22 protein-coding genes are annotated in these 22,053 nt (G+C 34.6%); 7 read left to right on the top strand and 15 right to left on the bottom strand.

From position 1 onward, the window contains the following. Positions 1 to 119: 119 nt before the first annotated feature. Complete coding sequence (locus OZP11_RS10460) at positions 120 to 1,349, bottom strand: TMEM143 family protein (RefSeq protein WP_281235146.1); 1,230 nt, start codon at positions 1,347 to 1,349, stop codon at positions 120 to 122. 581 nt (positions 1,350 to 1,930) lie between these two features. Then, positions 1,931 to 2,137, bottom strand: a complete 207-nt coding sequence (locus OZP11_RS10455) for a hypothetical protein (RefSeq protein ID WP_281235145.1) — start codon at positions 2,135 to 2,137, stop codon at positions 1,931 to 1,933. Positions 2,138 to 2,226: 89 nt separating this feature from the next. Between OZP11_RS10455 and OZP11_RS10450 the strand changes: the two genes are divergently transcribed. Next, positions 2,227 to 2,922, top strand: a complete 696-nt coding sequence (locus OZP11_RS10450) for a S24 family peptidase (RefSeq protein ID WP_281235144.1) — start codon at positions 2,227 to 2,229, stop codon at positions 2,920 to 2,922. Positions 2,923 to 3,008: 86 nt separating this feature from the next. Here the strand turns inward: OZP11_RS10450 and OZP11_RS10445 are convergent, their stop codons facing one another. Together OZP11_RS10445 and OZP11_RS10440 are read right to left on the bottom strand one after the other, a co-directional pair. Next, complete coding sequence (locus OZP11_RS10445; protein ID WP_281235143.1) at positions 3,009 to 3,458, bottom strand: hypothetical protein; 450 nt, start codon at positions 3,456 to 3,458, stop codon at positions 3,009 to 3,011. A 215-nt stretch (positions 3,459 to 3,673) separates the two neighbouring features. After that, the gene (locus OZP11_RS10440) at positions 3,674 to 4,030 is read right to left on the bottom strand and encodes a hypothetical protein (protein ID WP_281235142.1); all 357 of its coding nucleotides are present in this window, start codon (positions 4,028 to 4,030) and stop codon (positions 3,674 to 3,676) included. Between the two features lie 190 nt (positions 4,031 to 4,220). Between OZP11_RS10440 and OZP11_RS10435 the strand changes: the two genes are divergently transcribed. Further along, on the top strand, positions 4,221 to 4,637 hold the full coding sequence (locus OZP11_RS10435) for a DoxX family protein (RefSeq protein WP_281235141.1): 417 nt from the start codon (positions 4,221 to 4,223) through the stop codon (positions 4,635 to 4,637). 105 nt (positions 4,638 to 4,742) lie between these two features. Here OZP11_RS10435 and OZP11_RS10430 read toward each other — a convergent pair whose 3' ends face one another. The 4 genes from OZP11_RS10430 to OZP11_RS10415 all read right to left on the bottom strand — a co-directional run bounded on the left by OZP11_RS10430 (position 4,743) and on the right by OZP11_RS10415 (position 8,644). Continuing rightward, entirely contained in the window at positions 4,743 to 4,964 is a 222-nt protein-coding gene (locus OZP11_RS10430; protein ID WP_281235140.1) for a hypothetical protein, read from the bottom strand. A 278-nt stretch (positions 4,965 to 5,242) separates the two neighbouring features. After that, on the bottom strand, positions 5,243 to 6,781 hold the full coding sequence (locus tag OZP11_RS10425; RefSeq protein WP_281235139.1) for a hypothetical protein: 1,539 nt from the start codon (positions 6,779 to 6,781) through the stop codon (positions 5,243 to 5,245). 181 nt (positions 6,782 to 6,962) lie between these two features. Further along, positions 6,963 to 7,673, bottom strand: coding sequence for a LytR/AlgR family response regulator transcription factor (locus OZP11_RS10420; protein ID WP_281235138.1), 711 nt, complete (start codon positions 7,671 to 7,673; stop codon positions 6,963 to 6,965). Next, entirely contained in the window at positions 7,646 to 8,644 is a 999-nt protein-coding gene (locus OZP11_RS10415) for a sensor histidine kinase (RefSeq protein ID WP_281235137.1), read from the bottom strand. Before OZP11_RS10415 ends, OZP11_RS10420 begins: the two co-directional genes overlap by 28 nt. Positions 8,645 to 8,825: 181 nt before the next feature. Here OZP11_RS10415 and OZP11_RS10410 point away from each other — a divergent pair, with 181 nt between their 5' ends. The 5 genes from OZP11_RS10410 (at position 8,826) to OZP11_RS10390 (ending at position 13,904) form a co-directional block, all read left to right on the top strand. Continuing rightward, positions 8,826 to 9,815, top strand: coding sequence for a DUF6268 family outer membrane beta-barrel protein (locus OZP11_RS10410; protein WP_281235136.1), 990 nt, complete (start codon positions 8,826 to 8,828; stop codon positions 9,813 to 9,815). Between the two features lie 32 nt (positions 9,816 to 9,847). Beyond that, the gene (locus OZP11_RS10405; RefSeq protein ID WP_281235135.1) at positions 9,848 to 10,060 is read left to right on the top strand and encodes a hypothetical protein; all 213 of its coding nucleotides are present in this window, start codon (positions 9,848 to 9,850) and stop codon (positions 10,058 to 10,060) included. A 173-nt stretch (positions 10,061 to 10,233) separates the two neighbouring features. Then, positions 10,234 to 11,763 carry a SulP family inorganic anion transporter gene (locus tag OZP11_RS10400; protein ID WP_281235134.1) on the top strand — a complete coding sequence of 510 codons (1,530 nt, stop codon included), beginning with the start codon at positions 10,234 to 10,236 and terminating at the stop codon, positions 11,761 to 11,763. Between the two features lie 300 nt (positions 11,764 to 12,063). Beyond that, complete coding sequence (locus OZP11_RS10395) at positions 12,064 to 12,972, top strand: helix-turn-helix domain-containing protein (protein WP_281235133.1); 909 nt, start codon at positions 12,064 to 12,066, stop codon at positions 12,970 to 12,972. Positions 12,973 to 13,064: 92 nt separating this feature from the next. Continuing rightward, positions 13,065 to 13,904 carry an oxidoreductase gene (locus OZP11_RS10390; protein ID WP_281235132.1) on the top strand — a complete coding sequence of 280 codons (840 nt, stop codon included), beginning with the start codon at positions 13,065 to 13,067 and terminating at the stop codon, positions 13,902 to 13,904. 221 nt (positions 13,905 to 14,125) lie between these two features. On the opposite strand, the gene OZP11_RS10385 is transcribed toward OZP11_RS10390, so the two are convergent. From OZP11_RS10385 to OZP11_RS10355, 7 genes are all read right to left on the bottom strand, one after another. After that, positions 14,126 to 15,325, bottom strand: a complete 1,200-nt coding sequence (locus OZP11_RS10385; protein WP_281235131.1) for an alkaline phosphatase family protein — start codon at positions 15,323 to 15,325, stop codon at positions 14,126 to 14,128. A gap of 313 nt (positions 15,326 to 15,638) precedes the next feature. Continuing rightward, complete coding sequence (gene groL, locus OZP11_RS10380; protein WP_281235130.1) at positions 15,639 to 17,270, bottom strand: chaperonin GroEL; 1,632 nt, start codon at positions 17,268 to 17,270, stop codon at positions 15,639 to 15,641. A gap of 82 nt (positions 17,271 to 17,352) precedes the next feature. Beyond that, on the bottom strand, positions 17,353 to 17,631 hold the full coding sequence (locus tag OZP11_RS10375; protein ID WP_144215271.1) for a co-chaperone GroES: 279 nt from the start codon (positions 17,629 to 17,631) through the stop codon (positions 17,353 to 17,355). Positions 17,632 to 17,772: 141 nt separating this feature from the next. Then, positions 17,773 to 18,114 carry a preprotein translocase subunit SecG gene (gene secG / locus OZP11_RS10370; protein ID WP_281235129.1) on the bottom strand — a complete coding sequence of 114 codons (342 nt, stop codon included), beginning with the start codon at positions 18,112 to 18,114 and terminating at the stop codon, positions 17,773 to 17,775. A gap of 5 nt (positions 18,115 to 18,119) precedes the next feature. Further along, positions 18,120 to 19,913 (bottom strand): tetratricopeptide repeat protein, encoded by a 1,794-nt coding sequence (locus OZP11_RS10365; protein ID WP_281235128.1) that lies wholly within the window; start codon positions 19,911 to 19,913, stop codon positions 18,120 to 18,122. Between the two features lie 76 nt (positions 19,914 to 19,989). Beyond that, positions 19,990 to 20,511 carry an LptE family protein gene (locus tag OZP11_RS10360; protein WP_281235127.1) on the bottom strand — a complete coding sequence of 174 codons (522 nt, stop codon included), beginning with the start codon at positions 20,509 to 20,511 and terminating at the stop codon, positions 19,990 to 19,992. Between the two features lie 159 nt (positions 20,512 to 20,670). After that, positions 20,671 to 21,927 (bottom strand): sigma-54 interaction domain-containing protein, encoded by a 1,257-nt coding sequence (locus OZP11_RS10355; protein WP_281235126.1) that lies wholly within the window; start codon positions 21,925 to 21,927, stop codon positions 20,671 to 20,673. Between the last annotated feature and the right edge of the window lie 126 nt (positions 21,928 to 22,053).

Raw genomic sequence — 22,053 nt, 5'->3', positions numbered from 1 at the left:
ATTTTCTAAAAATATAATTTACAAAACCCGTATTCTTCTTACAAATTTAAAAATAGATTGCAAAGTCCCGCTAAAAAAAGCATTTTTTAAGCGTTAATTTTCAATATAAAATCCAATACCTAATTTTGATTGTACTGAAATACGTTATCCCACAAATAATCAATCTTAACCAGTGCATCGTGGAGCGGAATAACCGTCCATCTGCCATTGTTTTCTGTGCCAAGACCAATGCTCTGCAATTTTAGTAAAGCATCGTGAACATCAAAATCGAGATTAGTTTTGAGTTTGGTTTCGAACCAGGATTCGATTTGTTCATCCAGTTCTTCGGCGGTCAGCGGTTTTTCGCTTACATGTAAAAACGTATAAGCTAGAATAGTTTCTTTTAAAGCTTCTTCTTCGGATGAATTTAGAAGCGAGTAAAAAGCACCGCTGTTGTTCCCCACATTTTTAAAGTACAAACTGTCGGACAACGTTTTAGAATATCTGATTTTTCTATTGATGAAGTTATTGTACTGACGGAAACAATAAGCTCCCAGAATTCCTAAAGCGATTAAGCCCTGATTCAGAGACGTTTTACTGTTTAATAAATTGATCGTTTCTCCAGTTTGGTAAGCTTCGTACATATTAACTAAAGCCGGAATTACTTTGGCACTCAGCAGCGAAATACCTCCAAAAATACCCGGAACCCAAAGCAGTAATTTGTCTTTTAAGGACATTCTAGGAATCGCATTTGGGAAAACCGTTTCAATATCATTTTTAGGAACGCGTTTAAAGATTTTCAGAGCGATAGAACCCGGATCGATTGGCATTTTTCCTAATTTGACTTTTTTGGCTGTCAGGAAATCGGCATCGCTGTAGTTTAGGTAAATCAGGACACGATCGTAATATTCGATTTCGACTTCTTTTTTCCAGAAGAAAAATTTTGTAATTTTTTCTTTTGCTTTATGTGTGCCGCGTGCATAGAGTTCATAATCTTTAAAGGCATTAAAATCGATAACGAGATCCAGACCAATTAAGTCAGATTCGTTAAAAGCCTCCTCTAAAGTTTCTTTTTCAATCCGGTAATAATTGCCGCGCTCCAAAACTTTGAGCAGTGTTTCTTTAAAAACCGGGAAATTACTTTTTCCTATAAACTGCTCACGTTCTTTTTCGCTCAAATCCGGATCATACAAAGCATAGTTTTGCTTTAAGTTTCGGTTCAGGTTAAACGATTCGTAGTGATAATAATGTTCGATTATATCGAATAATTTTTTAAAATCGTCTGTCTTCTGCGGATCTTCAGCGAAAGCGGCAAGCTGTTGTTCGAGTAAAAATTCTTTGTTGAACGGGATATAATGTTCTCGTTTCATATCGATTTTTTGGCTTTAATTTTCGTGGCGTTTATGAGGTAAAGGTACAAAGGTTTTGCTAAGGTATCTTATGACATAAAGTTTTTTTAGCGGCTGGTATTTAACTGCAAAGTTCGCAAAGAATTTCTGCCATAATGTTTGTGGGTAATTGAATTTTAAATCTTCCAAAGCAGTTAAAATTCCTTTTAAATCTGCGTGAAACAAAAAATATTAGTGCCTTCGAAGCCGACTCTGCATAAAGGCATAAAAAAAAGCGAGATCCAAATCGGCTGGGACTGAATCTCACTTTGTTTTTTTCAAAAAAATGACAACGTTTACACAAATTATCCTTTCGGAAAACTAAATTCTAAAAAAAAATTATTCAGACCGCAATGATACTATTAATTAAAGTTTCTGCAACACGTATTTATACCTGTTTTTTGTTGTACTGCATTTGATGTGATAAATTGTAGATACGAAGATTATATTAGGAAAAGTTAAAAAGCAAAGCCGCAATTAGAAAAATCAGTCATTACGGTCTGCCTTTCGCGGCTAATCTGAGCAAAAATTTATTTTAGGTAAAATGGTTTGTAGTTCAAATTCTATAAATCTCCGGCCTTACTCTCGATGGCTTTTTTTGCCTCATTATTTAGCCTGTGATATTCGTTTTTCAGAATGTCGCAGATAACGCCTGCACGGTCTCCTCTAATCGATTTTCGTATATAGTCGTAAGAATACCCGTATTTATTTTTTAGAATATTTAGCACGTCTTGGTTGTAACTTAACTTAGTTTTTATATTTTTGCTCATTGTTCAATTTGTATTAAAAATAAGACAAATATACGTAAGATATTTCTTAATTGAAAGGATTTATAAGAATATTTCTAAAAAAATAAGCTATGGTAGAAAATACAATTAAAAGAATCAAGCAATATATTGATTTCCGGGGAATGAAAGTGAGTGCTTTTGAAAGAGAAGTGGGAATGTCTAACGGATCTTTTGCAAGCCAGCTAAAAAACGATAAAACTATTGGAGTTGATAAATTAGAGAATATCTTAAACAGATACCCTGATATTAATGTAGAATGGCTTATGTACGGTGTGGGCGATATGTGCAGACCGAATATCCTGAATGAAAATGCGGCTGCCTATTTACGAAACGGTAAACCGCGTAAGAATTTAAACATTCCGCTTTATGACAGCAGTACCGCGGCGGAAATTGTGGAATTGTTTGGAGATCATAATCACCAAAGACCTGTAGATACGATTAGCATGCCTAATATCTCGGACTGCGATGGTGCTATGTATGTTGCGGGAGACAGCATGAGCCCTTTGCTGCGAAACCGCGATATTGTTATTTATAAGATTTTAAAAAATCCGGAAGAGAATATTATCTGGGGCGAAATGTATCTGATTTATGTGAATAACGATGGTAATGAGAATTTCTTTACCCGTATTTTAAAGAAATCAGATCGTGATTCTTTTGTGCAGTTTGTAGCGCAAAACCCAGATCATCAAACTTTTGAATTTCCTCTGGAAAGTATTAAGGCTATTGCACTGGTTAAGGCTTCGATTAGAATTAATTCGCAGTTTTAATGCAGGGTTCAGTCTCAGTATTCAGTTTTAAGCTTGCGGTAATTTGATCTGCGTTTAAAACTGAATACTGAAATTGAAAACTAAGACTAAACTTTAGAGTCAATAACCAACTGTATGTATTTGATAAGGTGTTCTTTTTCGACCGAAAAAGGAGCTTTTTCGTCTTCGGTACTGAGATAGAGATTTGCGATACTTTCGGCATCCATGTTTTGCGACAAATGATGCTCTGCATAGCGAATGATATTGTCTACAAAAAGTTCGCGTTGTTTTCCTTTTTCTATGGCCTCTTCGTGACCTTCTTTTATTTTTTCTATTTCAGAATCGGGCAGGTCAATCGTAAGATATGTACAATCTACAGCTACTTTTAAGAGCTGCTCTTTTGGAACCTTGCCAATGCCGTTGCAATATGCGCATGGAGCCGGAACCCAGCGAAGCTGTTTGTTTAAACGCCGAATATCTTCCCAGTCAACAAGTCCTTTGCCAAGACATCTTGGACATTCTAAATTTGTTTTCCTGAATAAATTGAAAATGCTCATTGTTCTACAAAAATAGGATTAACGTTTTACGGCTTTGCGAAGGTAATTAATTAAGTAGGAAATTTATTTAAGGAAGGCGTTTTTTAAAAGAGAAAATTAACACCATTATATTTTCTGCCCAAAATACAGGCGATTTTTGTTTAACTTAAAATAAAAAAACTGCAGGTTTTTGCTGCAGTTCTGATTTTTTGTTTGCTGTAAAAAGAAATTGGTTTTTATTCCTTTTTCTTCATTAAGTAATAATAGGTATTCGATTTTTCGATGGTTACGATATTAGATTGTACAAATTCATATCCGTATGCCGACATGTAGTTTAAAGCATCCATAATAGAGTTAAAGTCCAGGACTTCTCCTTTTTCATCTTTAATGCGTGCTGTGTCTTTGTTGCTCGAAAGGAGTGCGGTTCGCTGGCCAATGTCGATTGCAATATTTAATTTCGACGACATGTATTTTTCGGTTCCGATAATCTGCAGATATTTTACATTTAAATCTTTAATTGGAATTCCGTTAATGGTTTGTCCAAAACTGCTTAAACAGCTTAATAAAATGAAGGCGGGTATCAGTTTTTTCATTTTTGTGAGGATTTTGAGGGTTAGACGTTTCTGGTTTTAGAGAGGAACACAAAGATAATGCCGAGATAGACAGCGAGTTTTATGAACTTTCTATTTGAAACGTGGGTATCTCATAATTTTTTGATCGAAACTTTACAAAGAAATGAAAGTCTTTCTGTTGTAAATTTGAAAGAAGATTTAAACAAAACGTATGGAAACGATAGAAACTACTAAAACCCAGAATTTCTTCAGGATACTTCTGGGACTTTTTATGATAACAGCAGCGATTGGTCATTTTACTTTCCAGCGAACGGAATTTCAGGCGCAGGTTCCAAACTGGGTTCCGATGGATAAAGATTTAGTTGTAATACTTTCCGGAGTAGTAGAAATAACCTTGGGATTGAGTATGGTATTTCTAACGAGATATAAAGTTATAGCGGGTATTGCTCTCGCAGTATTTTATATATTGGTTTTTCCGGGCAATATAGCTCAATATATAAACAAAACTCCTGCTTTCGGACTCGACACAGATCAGGCACGCCTCATCCGATTATTTTTTCAGCCTGTTTTAATTTTTCTGGCTTTGTGGTCTACTGGGGCTATTGGGTATTTTAGGAGGAGGGGTTAAATATAGAAAAAGAGTCTGTCTTTATTTAAGATCGACTCTTTTTTAAGGTATATTGTGAATTAAAGATTCTTTTTTAATTATAGAAAAATGTTTTTGGATATGTTTTTATTGTATTGAAAATAAAATAGCTATTACAATACCGACAATCGCGAAATAAAACCAAAATTGCAAATTGACTTTTATTCTTTCGTTACTTTTCTCAATATTCATTAAATGAATAGTTTGTTTTTCCATTAGTTCTCTATCAGTTAACTCTTTTAAAGAGTTTGTAGTTGGTGATTTTACCTGATTTAAAAAATCTTTTTCTTGTTGGGTTGTTGAGTACATAGTTGTTTTGGTTAGTTGATTTCTAGTATCAATTAGTAAACTTTAATCTCTTTTTAAATTCTTACTTTGTTTATTGTCTTCAAATATCTGAATAACTTAATTATTTGCTTTATGGAAAAACATAATTCAAATAAAAATTTTATTCAACAATTGCATTAATAAATAAGCATAGGGCATAACGTATCTTTACGTGATTTTTAGTATTGAGATATGAAAGCTCAACTTTTTGAGTTGAGCTTTCAAGTGGAAGTATTTAATTAAATGTATATGGTTATTTGTTATGGTTTTAATTTGGTATCTAATTTTTTGATTATTTCTTCTGAAACTCTCCAAGTATAATTTTCACGAATTATTTTTAATGCTTTAAGGTATTCGTTATTATTATTTGTTATTTTAGATTTGTTGTCATTTAAAAACTTTACTATTTCAGATGAACTATGAAATTGTGGTACTTCAATTTCAGATTGCTTGAAAGCGAATATAGCTTTATCGAATTCTTTTGATAAAATATAATCGAAACCTTTTTCTTCCCATTCTTTTGCAATTAAAACATTTCTGCCTCCAACCAAATCTATGATTTTAGGTGTTTTTTTTGAAGTGTTATGAGCTAAAGAATCTTTTGTGGTATCTTTTGAAAATTGCTCTAAAGAAGATTCGATATTACTTTTTCTGTTTAAATAGGTGAAAATTTCGGTAATATTCGAAGTACTATTTATAGTATTATAATTATTATTTAATTGTCTATACTTCCTAATTAAATCCTTAGTTTCATCTTGTAAAATTGATAATTTTAAACTATTTATATTTTTCTTAATTGTATCAATTTCAATTTGAGATAAATTATTTTTTTCAATTGTTCTTAGCTTTAATTCTAATAACTCAATTGATTCTAGCATTGGATAAAATGAATACTCAAGAGATGCTCTATATTCATCCATTACTGGGATTATTTGTGGCTGAACAATTAGTTGTTTATTATCTTTAACTTCTTTGTCTTCGTTATCTTTGAGATTTCTTATGAAATCAATTATTTTTTCGTAATCACTATATGTTTTTACATCGAAGGTAGTATTAGATGGTATAGAAAGTCTGGAATCAATACCTGTTAGTCCTATTGTTTTTATTGTTAAATTTACTTTTTGTGAATTGGTTTCAACCTGAGCGGCGAGACCAGCTAATGAACCAATGCCTTGTAATTGAGATTCTGATTCTATTCCAATTATTCTAAACTCAGCTCTTATACCTACTGCATATCGTATTGTGGGTAGACCGGAGCAATTGATATCTTGATATTGTAGATAATCTGTAATTATGTATAAAGAGTTTTCTTTTACTTCACTATTGACAATGCCAAATGCTTGCATAGCAGCACGATTAGAACTTTTAAATACATAATGGTTAAATTGAAAGCCACTCTGTAAATCTTTTAATTTTAAAGGTAAATCATAAAAGCAGGTTCTAATCCCTGATTCTAATAATTTTGTTATTGTTGCATCAGTGTTAGTGTTTGCATATGATGTATTTGTGGATAGTTCTGGGAAAAGTGCAATTTGAAGAACTTTTTCAGTGTTTTCATTTTTGGGATTGTTTTTCGGAATTCCAAATTCTCTAATACTGTTTCCATCTATTATTTTTTTAATTAGGAGATAATCAATTATAGCTTTAGTATAATAATTGTTATTTGCATTTATTGCATTTAATCCTAATACATTATTTTTTCCAGAAAAAGATTTCGAATCTAATCTTTTTAAATCTTTGCTGGAATTACACGAAATGATAAAAAATATCAATAGTGTGAAGGTTACATAATTTTTCATAATTGGTTTGTTTTTAGGTTTGTTTTTTGGTAAAAGCCAACAAATTATTGTGGACTAATTTGTATCAAGAATACCACAATTCTAAAAAATAATGTCAAGTATTTATACGGTTTTTTACCACAAAAAAAAATCTCAACTATTTGTATTTGAGATTTTTATATGCGTAATGATTATGTAACGTTTACTTAAAGAAGCTGTCCAGCAAGATCTGGTATTTTCGGCCTACGGGGATATTTTCTCCGTTTGACATGGTTAAATTTTTGGAGGTAACAGAGGAAATCTTACCCGCATTTACGATGAAAGAGCGATGCACCTGTACAAAATTTGTACTGTCAATTTCTGAGGAAATGCTTGAGAGCGAACCGTAAATAATATGCGGCAGATTCAGTTTGGTGCTGTAGAGTTTCATGTAATTGCCCAGACTTTCGATATAAATAATATCTTCAAGCGGCATGTCGACCGTTTGTCCGTTTATGCGATAAGAAAGTGTTTTGGAATTTGTTGAGGTTTCCTTTTTCAGGCTGTTGCCTGAGAAAAAGGTTTTTGCTTTTTCGATTGCTTTGGCAAATTTGTCCGGTGAAATGGGTTTCAGCAGATAATCAATAGCGTCGTTTTGGTACGCCGAAAGCGCAAAATCAGAATAAGCGGTGGTGACAATTGTCAGCGGTCGGTTGGGCTGTAATTCCATTAATTCTACACCCGAAATAACCGGCATATTAATGTCCAGAAAAATAATATCGTATTGGTTGGCATTGAGCATCTTCAAAGCTTCCATACCGCTGAAGGCGCTTCCGGAATGTTCCAGTTCGTCGTATTTTGAGATGTGCGAAATCAGTGCTTTGTGCGCCGGAGACTCATCATCGATTATAAGACAGCGGTAGGTAAATGCCATATACTTAATTTTACAGTAAACATGTTTTTGTCTTTTTTACAGCTTAAATCGTGTTTTAAGCCATAAACTTCCAGACGTCTTTTAAGATTTTCAATGCCAATTCCGGTACTCGAAAGACGCGAACCCGAATCCAGATAATTGTTTTTTAAAGTAAACGTCAGATTTCGGCATTTTACTTTTAAATCCAGATTTATAAAAGGCTCCGATGTTTCACCGGAGAATTTAATAGCATTTTCTACCAAAGGTAAAAAGAACAAAGGCGGAATTTCGATTTCATCATGAACCCCTTCGATATTTTGGGTTACAGAAAGCCTTTCGTTTCTAAATGTATAATATTCAATGTATTTCTGAACAAACCCTATTTCCTCTTCCATCAAAACATAATCCTTTTTAGAAGCTTCGATCTGGTACCTGAGCATATCCGAAAGATTCAGGATTCGGTCCGGAACTTTATCAGGTTCCGCCAGTGCTTCTCCGTATAAATTATTCATGGCATTCAATAAAAAATGCGGATTCAGCTGTTGTTTTAAAAACGAAAGTTCAGATTTGAAATTCATAATGTCTTTATCAGCCTGAGTCATTTTTTTGGTTATGACGATATGCACAAAATAGAAAAATGTTCCGTTGATAATCAGAGATAATATTTGCAGTGTTTTTAAATTTCCTAATCCTACAAACGGAAAAAACCAATCCATAAAAAAGTAAAAACCGGTCCAGTAGATTAAAAGCAGCAGACAAAAAAGCTGAAACTTTTTACGGAATAAAAACGGCTTAATAATAAAAACATTAAAGCAGGTTATCCAGATAATACAGGGAAAATAACCAATGGCAATCTGGCTGAGGATATACTGCCAGGTATGTCCGTCGAGTTTTATTTCGTCGTAAACACAAGCCAGAATAACAAGATATACAAGTGTATTTACGAAGATGTTTCGAAGGATAAAGTTTTGATAAATTTTTGCAATCGTCATAACGGCAAAAATACTATAATAGTATAGTTTTTACTGTTTTGGAGGAGATAAATTATACAAACGCCGTTCGTATAAAATAGACGCCACTGGTATAAAATTACTGTTATAATAGGAGTTGGTAATTTACTTTTGACGCTGAATTTCAATTACAATCTCTAACAAAATCCTATACTCCAATTTTATGAAATCAAAAATCATGTCGGTTTTATTCGTTTGTACCACTTTTAGTTTAACCGCTCAGGAAAAAGAACCTGGCGTAAAAACCTTTGCCAAAGCGGTTGTAGATAAGTTTCCTAATACACGAACTTTTGATGTGCAGTACGAAGAATTAGGACCGTCTAATTATGATTCGGATTTTTTGGGGAATAAATTTGAAAGAGGAAGAATTGAAAATCACAATAGGTTTAAAGCCGCTTTCAATATGCCGTTTTATGCTTCAAAATCTAAGAAACTGGTTTTGACAACCTCGCTTCGTTATAAATACGAAAGTTATGATTTTGGTGATATCTATAATTATACAACTGCCGAAACTTTTAGAAGAGACCGTCGGGAATTTCATTTTTGGGCAGGTGCTTTAACAGGAACCTATATGTCTACGCTTTTTAAAAAACCGGCTATTTACAATGCTACAATAACTGTTGACGGAAATGAAGATAATGCACAGCGTGTAAAGGGTTTTGCCTCTGCCGTAGTGGTGATTAAAAGAACGCCGAGTACAACGATGACGCTGGGGGTTCTGGCTTTGCTGGATCCGTCGTCGATTGTGCCGGTTACACCACTTTTTTCTGTCAATCATAAATTTAAAAATTCAAAGTGGGATATGGATTTTATTCTGCCGCAGCGTCTTTTGTTTAGAAGAGAACTGCTTGAAGATGGAAGAATTTCTTTGGGAACAGAATTAAACACAGAAAATTTTTACCTCAATTTAAATACTTCAAATCTAAAAGGAATTTATGAGCTGAACCAGCTGGAATTAAAAACCGGAATCACCTATGAATATTGTTTTACCCCAAAAATTATAGCTTTTGTAAAAGGCGGTGTCAATAATGTTTTCAGCGTTCGTCTTACCGAAAGGGGAGAACGCACAAGCAAATATGTGTATGATCATAAAGAAGATCCTCAGGGGTATGTGCGATTTGGGATATCGTATAATCTTTTTGGTAAAAAGTAATTCAGAGTTTTTAAGATTTAAATCTAATAGTTATGATTGTTGAGATTTTTAAAACCAACGTGCAGAAGGAAGCTGAGACCAATTATATAATAGCGGTAATTAAAAGACAGTTTCCGGCCTATAAAATTAATTTTGATTTAGAGGATTGCGATAAAATCCTGCGTGTAGAAGGTATAGAACTACAATGCGATAATATTATCAATTATGTAAATTGCCTTGGATTCATGTGTATCCGGCTGGAATGATTATTTTGTTTCAGGTTTCATGTTTCATGTTTCATGTTTCAGGTCAGATTAGTCACGTAAAACATGAAACTTGAAACAAACAAAAACAAAAATTAAGTTACGGTTTTATTACATTTTTCAGGTTTAGAAAGAGATATTCTCTTTTTGGGCATTATTTTCTACATTTGTGCCCTATGAAAAAAACGTTTCAACTCTTCGATTTTACCCAAAAGGTTAATTATAAAAATGAAATTTTAGCTGGTTTAACTGTGGCTATGACGATGATTCCGGAATCTCTGTCGTTTGCCATTTTAGCCGGATTTCCGCCTTTGGTAGGATTGTACGCGGCTTTTATTGCCGGATTGGTAACTGCCATTTTTGGAGGAAGACCCGGAATGATTTCGGGCGGGGCAGGAGCAACAGTCATTGTTTTGATTGCGCTGATGAAATCGCACGGAATTGAATATGTTTTTGCAGCAGTCGCCCTTGGAGGTATTGTACAAATAGTCATCGGACTTTTTAAACTCGGTAAATTTATCCGACTCGTTCCTCAGCCTGTAATGTTTGGTTTCGTAAACGGACTCGCAGTGGTGATTTTTATGTCGCAGCTGGAACAATTTAAGACTATTGTAAACGGACAGGTGTCCTGGCTTCAGGGAACACCTTTATATATTATGCTGGGTTTGGTTGCGCTGACTATCGGGATTGTACTGCTTTTTCCGAAGATTACTAAAGCAGTTCCGGCTTCTTTGGTTGCCATTATGGTAGTTTTTGCTTTAGTAATTGTTTTTAATATTGAAACCAAAACGGTAGAAGATATTGCATCTGTTCAGGGAGGATTTCCTCCTTTTCACATCCCGAATATTCCATTTTCATTTGAAACTTTACAGATCATATTTCCTTATTCGGTAATTGTTGCGGCTGTTGGTTTAACAGAAGGTCTGCTCACGCTGAATTTGGTTGATGAAATTACCGGAACCCGCGGAAACAGTAACAGAGAATGCATAGCACAGGGAAGTTCAAACATTTTAAACGGTTTTTTCTACGGAATGGGAGGCTGTCCTATGATCGCCCAGACCTTAGTGAATCTTGGTGCCGGCTCAAGAGCAAGACTTTCGGGAATTATTGCCGCTTTGACTATTTTGATTATTATTCTTTTTGGCGCTCCGGTTATTGGGAAATTACCAATGGCGGCTCTGGTTGGTGTTATGATGATGGTAGCGGTTACTACTTTTGAATGGGCAAGCTTCAGGATTATCAATAAAATGCCGCGACATGATATTTTTGTCGGCATTCTGGTTGCTGTCGTTACCATTGTGTTGCATAATCTGGCTTTGGCGGTTTTGATTGGAGTGATTATCTCAGCTTTGGTTTTTGCCTGGGAAAGTGCCAAAAGAATCCGTGCACGTCATTATATCGATGAAAACGGAATAAAACATTATGAAATTTACGGACCATTATTTTTTGGCTCTACAACCGTATTCTTAGAAAAATTTGATATTCAGAATGACCCAAAACATATTATAATCGATTTTAAAGAAAGCCGTGTTTCAGACATGTCGGCGATTGAAGCGCTTAACAATCTGACAAAAAAATACAATCAGGCCAATAAAGTGGTTGAGCTGAAACATTTAAGCGAAGACTGCAGAAAGCTGCTGAAAAATGCCGATGCTGTTATTGATGTAAATGTAATTGAAGATCCGACTTATAAAGTGGTGTCCTAATTAGAGAATGTGTCAATTTGATAATTAGAAAATAATCGCAACAAACGTATTGTAGTATTTTTTGATAACCCCGACAGGTTTTAAAAACCTGTTGGGGTTACTTTAATTCATGACGATTTCTGTAGAGACGCACAGCAGTGCGTCTACGTGCCGTGTATGAAATGTTGAGATTACATGCGTAAGACGCACTGCAGTGCGTCTCTACAAATATGTGTTGTGTCAGATCATTATCTAATTTTCTAATTGACACATTCTCAAATTATCTAATTAAAAATAATTTGATTTTTGTAACTTTGGAAAATGAAGCCGACAGAAACCTTAGAAGATTTTTATACCGTTAAGATAAACGGAATGCCCGAAAACCTTAAAAAAGAAATCGGACATTTTAATGTTTTTAAACTAGATGATTACGTGGGAAGTACCTGTAATCCGTTACCGTATACACGGAAAGACTTCTATAAAATAAGTCTCATTATAGGGAAAAACAAAGTGCATTATGCAGATAAAGTTGTGGCTATTGAGGATCAGGCTTTGTTTTTTGCTAATCCGCAGATTCCTTACAGCTGGGAACATATAGATGAAAATCAAACCGGATTTTTCTGCATTTTTACCGATGCCTTTTTTAGTCAGTTTGGGAATTTAAAAGAATATCCCTTATTTCAGCCCGGCGGTAATCCGGTCGTTCCGGTTTCTGAAGAATTAGCCGAGTCCCTGAAAAAAGTCTATTTAAGGATGTTTGATGAAATCAATTCAGATTATGCTTTTAAATATGATGTTCTTCGCAATCTGGTTTTTGAAATTATTCATTTAGCATTGAAAACGCAGACTGTAACCGCTTCATTATATAGTAAATCAAATGCCACAATAAGAGTTTCTTCTTTATTCTTGGAATTGCTTGAGCGTCAGTTTCCAATAGAATCCATCAAACAGCAGATTAACTTCCGTTCGCCTTCAGAATATGCCAGTCAGTTAAATGTGCATGTTAATCATTTAAATAAAGCTTTAAAAGAAACAACCGGAAAAACCACTTCGCAGATTGTTGCCGAAAGGGTTATTCAGGAAGCGATGATTCTTCTTAAACAGACCAATTGGAATATTAATGAAATAGCCTGGTGTTTAGGATTTGAAGAATTGTCTCATTTTATTAATTTCTTCAAGAAAAACGTTCAGGTTTCGCCTAAAAACTATCGTTTGAACGAAATTGTTTGATTTTTGCAACTTCTTACTTGATTGCTTTAATTTTTAAGAAGCACTTCGCCAATACCTTTGTCCTGTAATTATAAACGTAAAAATTTAAAATCATGGAAAATAACAAAGTTTGGTTTATCACAGGTGCTTCAAAAGGACTTGGATTAGAATTAGCTAAAAAATTATTAGCAGAAGGTTTTAAAGTTGCCGCAACTTCAAGAAATGAATCTTCTTTGATCAAAGAATTAGGAAACTCATCAGAAAATTTTCTTCCCCTTGAAATGGATTTGGCAGATGAAAAAAGCGTAAAAAATGCGATAGAAAAATCTGTACACCATTTTAAAACTATTGATGTTTTAGTAAATAATGCAGGTTACGGATTGTTAGGTGCATTAGAAGAGCTGACAGATGCTGAGGCCAGAAAGAATTTTGAGGTAAATGTTTTTGGTTTGTTAAATGTAATCAGAAATACAATGCCGATTCTTCGTGCCAATCAATCAGGACATATTTTTAATATTTCTTCTGTTGGAGGATATTATGGAGAATTTCCGGGGTGGGGAATTTACTGTTCGACTAAATTCGCCGTTGCTGGTTTAACAGAATCATTAGCTGCAGAAATAAAACCTTTTGGAGTTCACGCGACTATAGTGTATCCGGGTTATTTTAGAACTGATTTCTTAAAAGACAGCTCATTATTATTGCCTGAAAATCCAATTGCCGAATACAAAGAAGTGAGACAATCTCAAAGTGCGCACAAAGAAGATATCAATGAAAATCAGCCTGGAGATCCTGTAAAATTAGCCGAAGCTTTAATTAAAGTAAGTCAGGATCAAAATCCGCCGCTGCATTTGTTTTTAGGTGAAGATGCCTTCAACATGGCAAACCAGAAAATTGCTAGTGTTCAAAGTGAATTAGGGAAATGGAAAGAGGTTTCTGTTGGGACTAATTTTTAATTAGATAATGTGTCAATGAGAGAATTAGATAATCAGAAAATGATTTGACATATCGCATATCTGTAGAGACGCGCTGCAGTGCGTCTTATGTCCAGTAAACCTGACAGGTTTTAAAATCTGTCGGGTTTATTGTTTGTTTTGTCAGGCTGAGCGAAGCCGAAGCCTATGGGGCAGTCCTGTATTATCAAATTTTCTAATTGGCACATTTTCTAATTGACACATTATCTAAGCATTCCATCAACATCGCTCAATTTGCCATCAATTTCTCCAATTTTTAAGCCTAAAATCTCTGCTATTAAAGGATAAACAGAAACATTTTCAAATGTTTTAATTTTCTTATTGACTTTAAAAGCTGGACCTTTGGCATAAAAAATAGCGTGCATATCTTTCTCGTTATTATCATAACCGTGAGTTCCTCCTTTTATGTGATTACTTTCTTTGCTTACTAAACTCCATCCTTTTTCGGCCTCAATAACAAAATCATGTACACGCGGATTTGTTCCGTAATGTAATCTTTCCGGAACTTCTGATGCTTTCCAGAATTTAATATGCGGTACTTTTTTTAAAGCTTTTGCAATAGAATCCTGAAACCCCGGTTTTGCCTGTAAACTCATAATTGGGTTAATTACATCTTTGTAACCTAGCCATTCAGGTTTTAAATAATCGAGAACCGCTGCTTTTTTCTCATTACTGATATCAGCCATTCCGTGGTCTGAAACTATGATTAAATTGATTTGTTTTCCAATTGGCAATTCATTTAGTCTTCTGGATAATTCACCCATAATCGAATCCATTTTGATTACCGTTTTTTCGGTTTGAGGCGAAAGCGGACCAAAATTATGCCCGGTATGATCCGGTTCATCAAAATATAAAGTAACCAGATGAGGTCGTTGTTTTTCAGGAAGCTGCAGCCATTTCATAACCGTATCGATTCTGGCTCCGTATGGAGTTTTGCCATCGTAATTTTTGTAATAAGTCGGATTTCTTTTGTCAATATCAGAACCCGGCCAAAAGAACGAAGCGGTTTTAACACCTTGTTGTTCAGCTAAATTCCAAATTGGATTTCCACCATAAAAACGGGAATCATTTTTGGCATCGCTTGATAATGAAAATGATTGGTTTAAAGAAGCATCATAAAAAACATTGTTGATAATACCGTGATGATCCGGATAAAGACCTGTTACTATCGAATAATGATTTGGAAAAGTTTTGGTTGGATAAGAAGGTTTCATTGATTTGGCATGAACGCCTTCTTTTTCAATCTGCTTTAAATTAGGGAGATTGAAATGTTTCTCATAATCCCAGCGAAATCCATCCATAGAAACTAAAACAACATAGGAATCTTTGTTGTTTTGAGCTTGTAAAGTGATAGAAAGTGCAAGGAAAAATAAAGAAAGGAGTGGAGTGAAATATTTTTTCATTTTAAAAATTTATTGTCTTTGCAAAGTTATCTATAATAGATTTTTTTAAGAAAAAGAGAATGTTAAATAAAAGATTAGCCGCAAATTCACGAATTGTTTTTTTAAATCTTGTGTTTAAAAATAATTGTCTTTAAATTACACGAATGCTTTGTATGGAAAAAATTTACCGCAGATTATAATTCTTTTGATCTGCGAAATCTGTGGTAAATAAAAATAGGTGTAAAGATTAGAAAAAAATAATTCGTGAATTTGTGGCGAACAAAAAAAGCGCCAGATAAAATCCGGCGCTTTTAAGTTTTAAGAAGAGAATGAATTACATCATTCCTGGCATTCCGCCTCCCATTGGCATTCCGCCTCCGGCATTTTCTTCTTTAATATCGATTAATGCACATTCTGTTGTTAAGATCATTCCAGAAACAGATGCAGCGTTTTCAAGAGCTACACGAGTTACTTTTTTAGGATCGATAATACCTGCAGCAAGCATATCTACATATTCGTCAGTTTTTGCATTGTATCCAAAATCACCAGAACCTTCAGTAACTTTTGCAACAACTACAGAACCTTCAAGACCAGCATTTTCAACAATAGTTCTTAATGGAGATTCAACTGCACGGGAAACGATCTGGATTCCGGTTGCTTCGTCAGCATTGTCAGCTTTAAGATCAGCTAAAACAGCTTTTGCTCTTAATAAAGCAACACCGCCTCCGGCAACGATTCCTTCTTCAACAGCAGCACGAGTTGCATGTAAAGCATCGTCAACTCTGTCTTTTTTCTCTTTCATTTCTACTTCAGAAGCAGCACCAACATAAAGAACAGCAACACCTCCGGCTAATTTAGCCAAACGTTCTTGTAGTTTTTCTTTATCGTAATCAGATGTTGTAGTTTCCATTTGGCCTTTAATCTGGTTGATACGGTTTTTGATGATGTCAGCTTCACCAGAACCACTTACGATAGTAGTATTGTCTTTATCGATAGAAACTCTTTTAGAAGTTCCTAACATTTCGATAGTTGTATTTTCTAAAGTATATCCTCTTTCTTCAGAGATTACAGTTCCTCCTGTTAAGATAGCGATATCTTCTAACATTGCTTTTCTTCTGTCTCCAAAACCAGGTGCTTTTACAGCAGCAATTTTAAGAGCTCCTCTTAATTTGTTTACTACTAATGTAGAAAGAGCTTCACCGTCAACATCTTCAGCGATAATCAATAATGGTTTTCCTGATTGTGCAACCGGCTCTAAAACTGGTAGTAATTCTTTTAAAGAAGAAACTTTTTTGTCGTATAATAAGATGTATGGAGAGTCTAATTCAACTTCCATTTTCTCTGGGTTTGTTACGAAGTAAGGAGAAAGATATCCTCTGTCAAACTGCATTCCTTCAACAACGTCTACAAAAGTGTCAGTTCCTTTAGCTTCTTCAACCGTGATAACCCCTTCTTTGCCCACTTTTGCAAAAGCATCAGCGATTAATTCACCAATAACTTCGTCGTTGTTTGCAGAGATAGAAGCAATTTGTTTGATTTTGTCAGAATCGCTTCCAACAACTTTAGCTTGTTTTGCTAAATCGGCAACGATAGCTTCAACAGCTTTATCGATACCACGTTTTAAATCCATTGGGTTTGCACCTGCAGCAACGTTTTTAAGACCTTCTTTTACGATAGCCTGAGCTAAAACTGTAGCAGTTGTAGTTCCGTCACCCGCTAAATCATTGGTTTTAGAAGCTACTTCTTTTACCATTTGCGCACCCATATTTTCTAATGCGTCTTTTAATTCGATTTCTTTTGCAACAGAAACACCATCTTTAGTAACCGTTGGTCCGCCAAATGATTTTCCGATGATTACGTTACGACCTTTTGGTCCAAGAGTTACTTTTACAGCATTTGCTAATGCATCAACACCACGTTTTAAACCGTCACGTGCTTCAATATCAAATTTTATATCTTTTGCCATTTTAATTTTGTTTAAAGTTTGATTTGTTTCAAGTTATCGGAGTTCTTAATCCTTAAAAATCCGTACTTGATACAATATGTTTTTAGATAATTGCTAAGATGTCGTCTTCACGCATAATCAAATAATCAACTCCTTCTGATTTTATTACTTCTGTTCTGGCAAATTGACCATAAAGAACAGTGTCTCCAACTTTTACAGTCATAGTGTGATCTTTAGATCCGTTTCCTACTGCTACAACAGTACCTTTTTGTGGTTTTTCTTTGGCAGTATCTGGAATAAAAATACCTGAGGCAGTTTTAGTTTCAGCTGCAGCAGGCTCAATAAGTACGCGGTCTGAAAGCGGTTTAATGTTTAAAGCCATGATTTTATATTATTAATAGGTTATACGTTTTTTAATGTTCTAAAAACTTTCAGAAATTGTGCCATGCTCTATAAACTGACATTTTTTCCTAAAAAAAATGCCAGCTTTGACAGGCTGGCATTTTCAATTATATCAAAATTATTATTTTGCTGCTGGTGCTGCCGGAGCAGGAGTTCCTTGTGCTGGCGCTGCTGGTGCAGTTGCTGCAGGAGCTTCACCTTTTTCAATGATTTTAGATCCTGTATCACCTAAAGCTCCAGTGAAGCTTAAGCTTGAAAGAAGGATTAAAGCAATCAAAATAGTAGCTAACGTCCATGTACTTTTGTCTAAAAAGTCAGTTGTTTTTTGTACACCGCCTAACATTTGAGTTCCGCTGATAGTAGAAGACAATCCGCCTCCTTTAGGGTTTTGTACCATAATCACTACGATCAATAGAAAGCAAACTATTGTGATTAAAACTAAGAAAATTGAAAATGTGCTCATTTGTATTAATTGTTATTGTTATTTTGTTGTAAAATCTTTATATCCGAAATGCGGTCTGCAAAGAAACTAATTTTTTCTGGATATTTCAAAATTAATATTTCATATGCTTGTATGGCCTTTGTATATTTTTTTTGTTCTAAATATACACGGGCCAAAGTCTCTGTCATCAGGTATGAATTCTCCTCTTCATTGATGTTAAATTGAATCGGCGGATTTGCCATTGTTGGTTTTATTGGAGAAATTTTTGGATTTGCTTCAATAAATCTGTCAATTATTTCTGCTTTTTTCTTCTTTTCGTCTTCAGTTGAATCGGTTCCGGTTACTTCACCGCTTTTTTTTTCACCCTTATCGGTTTCCTGATGCGCATCTGCTGTCCGGTCAATAGGCTCAGTTCTTGCTAATTGAAGCCATTCCTGAAAAGAATGTTTTTCATTGCCGGAAAAGTCTATTGGTTTTCCTATTTCTAAATTCTCCTCTGCTGTTTTTACAATTTCAGAAACATTTTCAATTTGGATAACTTCCTCTGATTGAGTTGTGTCTTCCGTTTTAGAAATCACTTCACTTACAGCTGTTTCTGTAGTTTCTTCAGCAGAATCAGTGTTAGCTGCATCATTTTGTTCAGCTTCTTTAGCTTCTTCAAAAACAACTTCAGCAGGTTCTGTAATCGCGTTTACGATTTTGGCGGCAGGAATCTCGGTTTTTTCTGAAATTTCCTCATCATCTTCATCGTCAACAAATTCCTCAAAAAAGGTTAGCCTCACAGGTTTTGCAGGTTTTTCTACAATTGGCTGAGTGGTTTTTTCTGTATTTTCGGTTTCTGCTGAAATATTTATAATTTCCTCTTCTTTGCTGCTGTCAGAAACTGGTTTTTCAATAGGTTCAGAATCGTTTTCTTCAACTTTAGTAAAAGTATTCAGAATTTCGTCTTCGCTTGGACTTGCAATCGATTCTTCAATAACAGGCTCAAAGGTTTGTTCTTCAACTTCTGTTACTTCAGTAAAAGTTTCTAGTATCTCTTCCTCGGTTTTATCTGCTAAAACAGAGTCAGAAACTGCTTCCTCTACCTTTTTAAAGGTATCTAAAATTTCTTCCTCGCTTGGGCTTACAATTACAGGTTCTTCTGCAGTGGTTTCTTCAGCTTCTTCTTCTGTATTTGTATTTTCAACAAAAGAATTTAAGATTTCTTCTTCAGTAGGAATTGAAATAGGAGCTTCAATAATTTCTTCAGAAGTATTTTCTTCAGCTTCTGAAACTTTTACAAAACTGTTCAGAATTTCTTCTTCGGTAGGAATAGGTTCTATGAAAATTTCTGTTTCCTGAGCAGTATTTGCAGCCGGCTCTTCAATTACCGGTTCAATTGTTTTTTCTTCTTCTTTAACTGGTCTTTCAAAAACAACTGTGGTGGCTTCTTTAATCGATTTTAGAATTGATTGTTCAATTGGGTCAATTCTTATTTCGGGAGTTTTTTTAACTTGTTCATATGAAACGATTTCACTTCCAAAAACATTCATATCCATAAGCTCTCTGAGTTTTTGGTCATAAAAGTCATTTTGGATCGAAGTGAATTTTTCTGAAGTAATAAAATCAAACAAAACCGAACGATCTGCCGTATGTGCAGCCGTAACTTTTAAAGCATAATTATACTTAAAGCTGTTCTGGCTGTAAAGTCCTTTTAATCGAAGTGCTCTTGCACTTTGAAAATACGGAAATTCATTCAGAACACTTCCTAATGCTTCCGTTTGCTTTTCTGTAATAGCATCGGGCTTGTTCATTAAGTAGGTATAATCAGTTACATTCATTATTTTTTATTTAATCTTCGAATTGTCTTAATTAATTGTTTCTGGTTTTTTGTTTTGTCAGCAATGTATTAAAAACTTACCATTTTGCAAGAGACTCATTAAAGATGTCCTGCGTAATTCTTTCAAAAATGGTTTTAATAGCTTCATTTAGAACACTTCCGGTAGGTAGTGCATTTCCTTGGAAATCAAAATAAAATTCAAATGGTTTCTCAAAATCATCACTTTCTTTGGCTTTATTCGTAAATCGTACATTGATACGAATAGTCAGACGGTTTTGTGCTGCACCCGCATCACCGCCGGATGTTACTGCTGTTGCGGTCATTGGGGTAACTCTGTAATCTACAATTTCTCCTTCGTAAATTAAGTCACCGCCGTTGCTTACCAGATTCAGGTTGGTCTGATTCATAATCAAATCCTGTAATGCCAGTGTAAAATCTCTATCGATTCCCGGTTCAATCAAATCGGCATTGTTTTGAAAGAAGTTTACCTGAAACGTTTTTGCATTGATTTGGCCTGTGCTTCCGGTAAAATTGTAATACCCGCAGCCACTTAACATGAAAAGGCTGAGAAATGCGAATAGAGAATATATTTTTTTCATATGTATTTTAATGAATTCCAATGTTTAAAAATCCTGATTTTAATAGCTGTAATGTCTGCTCTTCAAAATTGAATTTGGGTCAAATATACTAATTTGAAGTTTGAGATTTTACTTTCTCGAAATTGGAATCAGGAATTTTAACTTAGAATTTTATAATTTTTATAAATCGAATTGTTTGATTTTTCTATATAAAGTTCTTTCTGAGATGCCTAACTCATCTGCGGCAGCTTTTCGTTTTCCTTTATTCTTTTCCAGAGATTTTTTGATCATTTCAATTTCTTTCTGCTCCAGACGTAAAATTTCTTCCTCCTCTATAGTTTCGGCAAATAAATAATTGTCTTCAGGAATCTGATAGTTTTCTTCGCGTACAGCAGGAGTCATTACAGCGGTTCTTGGTTCTTCTTCAAAATCAATTTCGCTTTCATTTTCCTGATTTCCATATATTTTCTGAATTAAATTTGGATTGATATCCTGCACTTTTGAGGTGCCGTTTTTCATTAATTCAAGAGTCAGTTTTTTTAGATCGTTCAGGTCGCTTTTCATATCAAAAAGCACCTTATATAATATGTCTCTTTCGGTACTAAAATCACTGTCTTTTTTCTGATCGTTTATTACAGAAGGCAGATTGCTTCCTTCGGCAGGCAGATACGACTGTAATGTTGCCAGATTAATATCGCGGTTGGTTTCTAAAACCGAAATCTGTTCAGCGACATTTCTAAGCTGACGTATATTACCGCTCCATCTGAATTTTTGTAAAAGCTGCACCGCATCATCATCCAGTTTTAAAGGCGGCATTTTGTATTTATGGGCAAAATCAGCCACAAATTTTCTGAACAATAAATGTATGTCATCGTTTCTTTCTCTTAAAGGAGGCAGTGTGATTTCGACTGTACTTAAACGGTAATACAAATCTTCACGGAATTTTCCTTTTTCGATAGCGTTAAACAAATTAACATTTGTTGCGGCAACGATACGAACATTTGTTTTTTGAACCTGAGACGAACCTACTTTTATAAATTCTCCGTTTTCAAGAACACGAAGTAATCGTACTTGTGTTGTTAATGGCAGTTCGCCCACTTCATCAAGGAAGATGGTTCCGCCATCGGCTACTTCAAAATATCCTTCACGTGTGCTTGTCGCTCCGGTGAAGGCGCCTTTTTCGTGTCCAAAAAGTTCACTGTCAATAGTTCCTTCCGGAATAGCACCGCAGTTTACGGCAATATATTTTCCGTGCTTTCTGTGCGAAAGCGAATGTATAATTCTTGGAATGTTTTCTTTACCAACACCACTTTCCCCAGTTACCATAACCGAAATATCAGTAGGAGCAACCTGAATGGCTTTTTCGATAGCACGATTTAATTTCGGATCATTACCAATAATCTCAAATCGTTGTTTTATTGCTTGAACTGTTTCCATATTAGATTTTGTTTCAAGTTTTTATTTGTTTCAGGTTTCAAGTTAACTTTTAGGCTTATAATTTTATTGTTTCAGGTTTCAAGTTTCAAGTTACGCAAAGAACTTGAAACCTGAAACTTGAAATAA

It is taken from the genome of Flavobacterium gelatinilyticum (assembly GCF_027111295.1).
GTDB classification, from domain to species: domain Bacteria; phylum Bacteroidota; class Bacteroidia; order Flavobacteriales; family Flavobacteriaceae; genus Flavobacterium; species Flavobacterium gelatinilyticum.
This window is presented reverse-complemented; position numbering and strand designations above follow the sequence as displayed.

What these genes read in the sequence shown, in the direction of transcription:
- OZP11_RS10430 (WP_281235140.1), bottom strand. Translation starts at nt 4,964, where the DNA reads ATGTACTCAACAACCCAACAAGAAAAAGATTTTTTAAATCAGGTAAAA.
- OZP11_RS10455 (WP_281235145.1), bottom strand. Translation starts at nt 2,137, where the DNA reads ATGAGCAAAAATATAAAAACTAAGTTAAGTTACAACCAAGACGTGCTA.
- OZP11_RS10445 (WP_281235143.1), bottom strand. Translation starts at nt 3,458, where the DNA reads ATGAGCATTTTCAATTTATTCAGGAAAACAAATTTAGAATGTCCAAGA.
- OZP11_RS10400 (WP_281235134.1), top strand. Translation starts at nt 10,234, where the DNA reads ATGAAAAAAACGTTTCAACTCTTCGATTTTACCCAAAAGGTTAATTAT.
- groL (WP_281235130.1), bottom strand. Translation starts at nt 17,270, where the DNA reads ATGGCAAAAGATATAAAATTTGATATTGAAGCACGTGACGGTTTAAAA.
- OZP11_RS10450 (WP_281235144.1), top strand. Translation starts at nt 2,227, where the DNA reads ATGGTAGAAAATACAATTAAAAGAATCAAGCAATATATTGATTTCCGG.
- OZP11_RS10435 (WP_281235141.1), top strand. Translation starts at nt 4,221, where the DNA reads ATGGAAACGATAGAAACTACTAAAACCCAGAATTTCTTCAGGATACTT.
- OZP11_RS10355 (WP_281235126.1), bottom strand. Translation starts at nt 21,927, where the DNA reads ATGGAAACAGTTCAAGCAATAAAACAACGATTTGAGATTATTGGTAAT.
- OZP11_RS10390 (WP_281235132.1), top strand. Translation starts at nt 13,065, where the DNA reads ATGGAAAATAACAAAGTTTGGTTTATCACAGGTGCTTCAAAAGGACTT.
- OZP11_RS10365 (WP_281235128.1), bottom strand. Translation starts at nt 19,913, where the DNA reads ATGAATGTAACTGATTATACCTACTTAATGAACAAGCCCGATGCTATT.
- OZP11_RS10420 (WP_281235138.1), bottom strand. Translation starts at nt 7,673, where the DNA reads ATGGCATTTACCTACCGCTGTCTTATAATCGATGATGAGTCTCCGGCG.
- OZP11_RS10405 (WP_281235135.1), top strand. Translation starts at nt 9,848, where the DNA reads ATGATTGTTGAGATTTTTAAAACCAACGTGCAGAAGGAAGCTGAGACC.
- secG (WP_281235129.1), bottom strand. Translation starts at nt 18,114, where the DNA reads ATGAGCACATTTTCAATTTTCTTAGTTTTAATCACAATAGTTTGCTTT.
- OZP11_RS10385 (WP_281235131.1), bottom strand. Translation starts at nt 15,325, where the DNA reads ATGAAAAAATATTTCACTCCACTCCTTTCTTTATTTTTCCTTGCACTT.
- OZP11_RS10375 (WP_144215271.1), bottom strand. Translation starts at nt 17,631, where the DNA reads ATGGCTTTAAACATTAAACCGCTTTCAGACCGCGTACTTATTGAGCCT.
- OZP11_RS10460 (WP_281235146.1), bottom strand. Translation starts at nt 1,349, where the DNA reads ATGAAACGAGAACATTATATCCCGTTCAACAAAGAATTTTTACTCGAA.
- OZP11_RS10395 (WP_281235133.1), top strand. Translation starts at nt 12,064, where the DNA reads ATGAAGCCGACAGAAACCTTAGAAGATTTTTATACCGTTAAGATAAAC.
- OZP11_RS10360 (WP_281235127.1), bottom strand. Translation starts at nt 20,511, where the DNA reads ATGAAAAAAATATATTCTCTATTCGCATTTCTCAGCCTTTTCATGTTA.
- OZP11_RS10440 (WP_281235142.1), bottom strand. Translation starts at nt 4,030, where the DNA reads ATGAAAAAACTGATACCCGCCTTCATTTTATTAAGCTGTTTAAGCAGT.
- OZP11_RS10415 (WP_281235137.1), bottom strand. Translation starts at nt 8,644, where the DNA reads ATGACGATTGCAAAAATTTATCAAAACTTTATCCTTCGAAACATCTTC.
- OZP11_RS10425 (WP_281235139.1), bottom strand. Translation starts at nt 6,781, where the DNA reads ATGAAAAATTATGTAACCTTCACACTATTGATATTTTTTATCATTTCG.
- OZP11_RS10410 (WP_281235136.1), top strand. Translation starts at nt 8,826, where the DNA reads ATGAAATCAAAAATCATGTCGGTTTTATTCGTTTGTACCACTTTTAGT.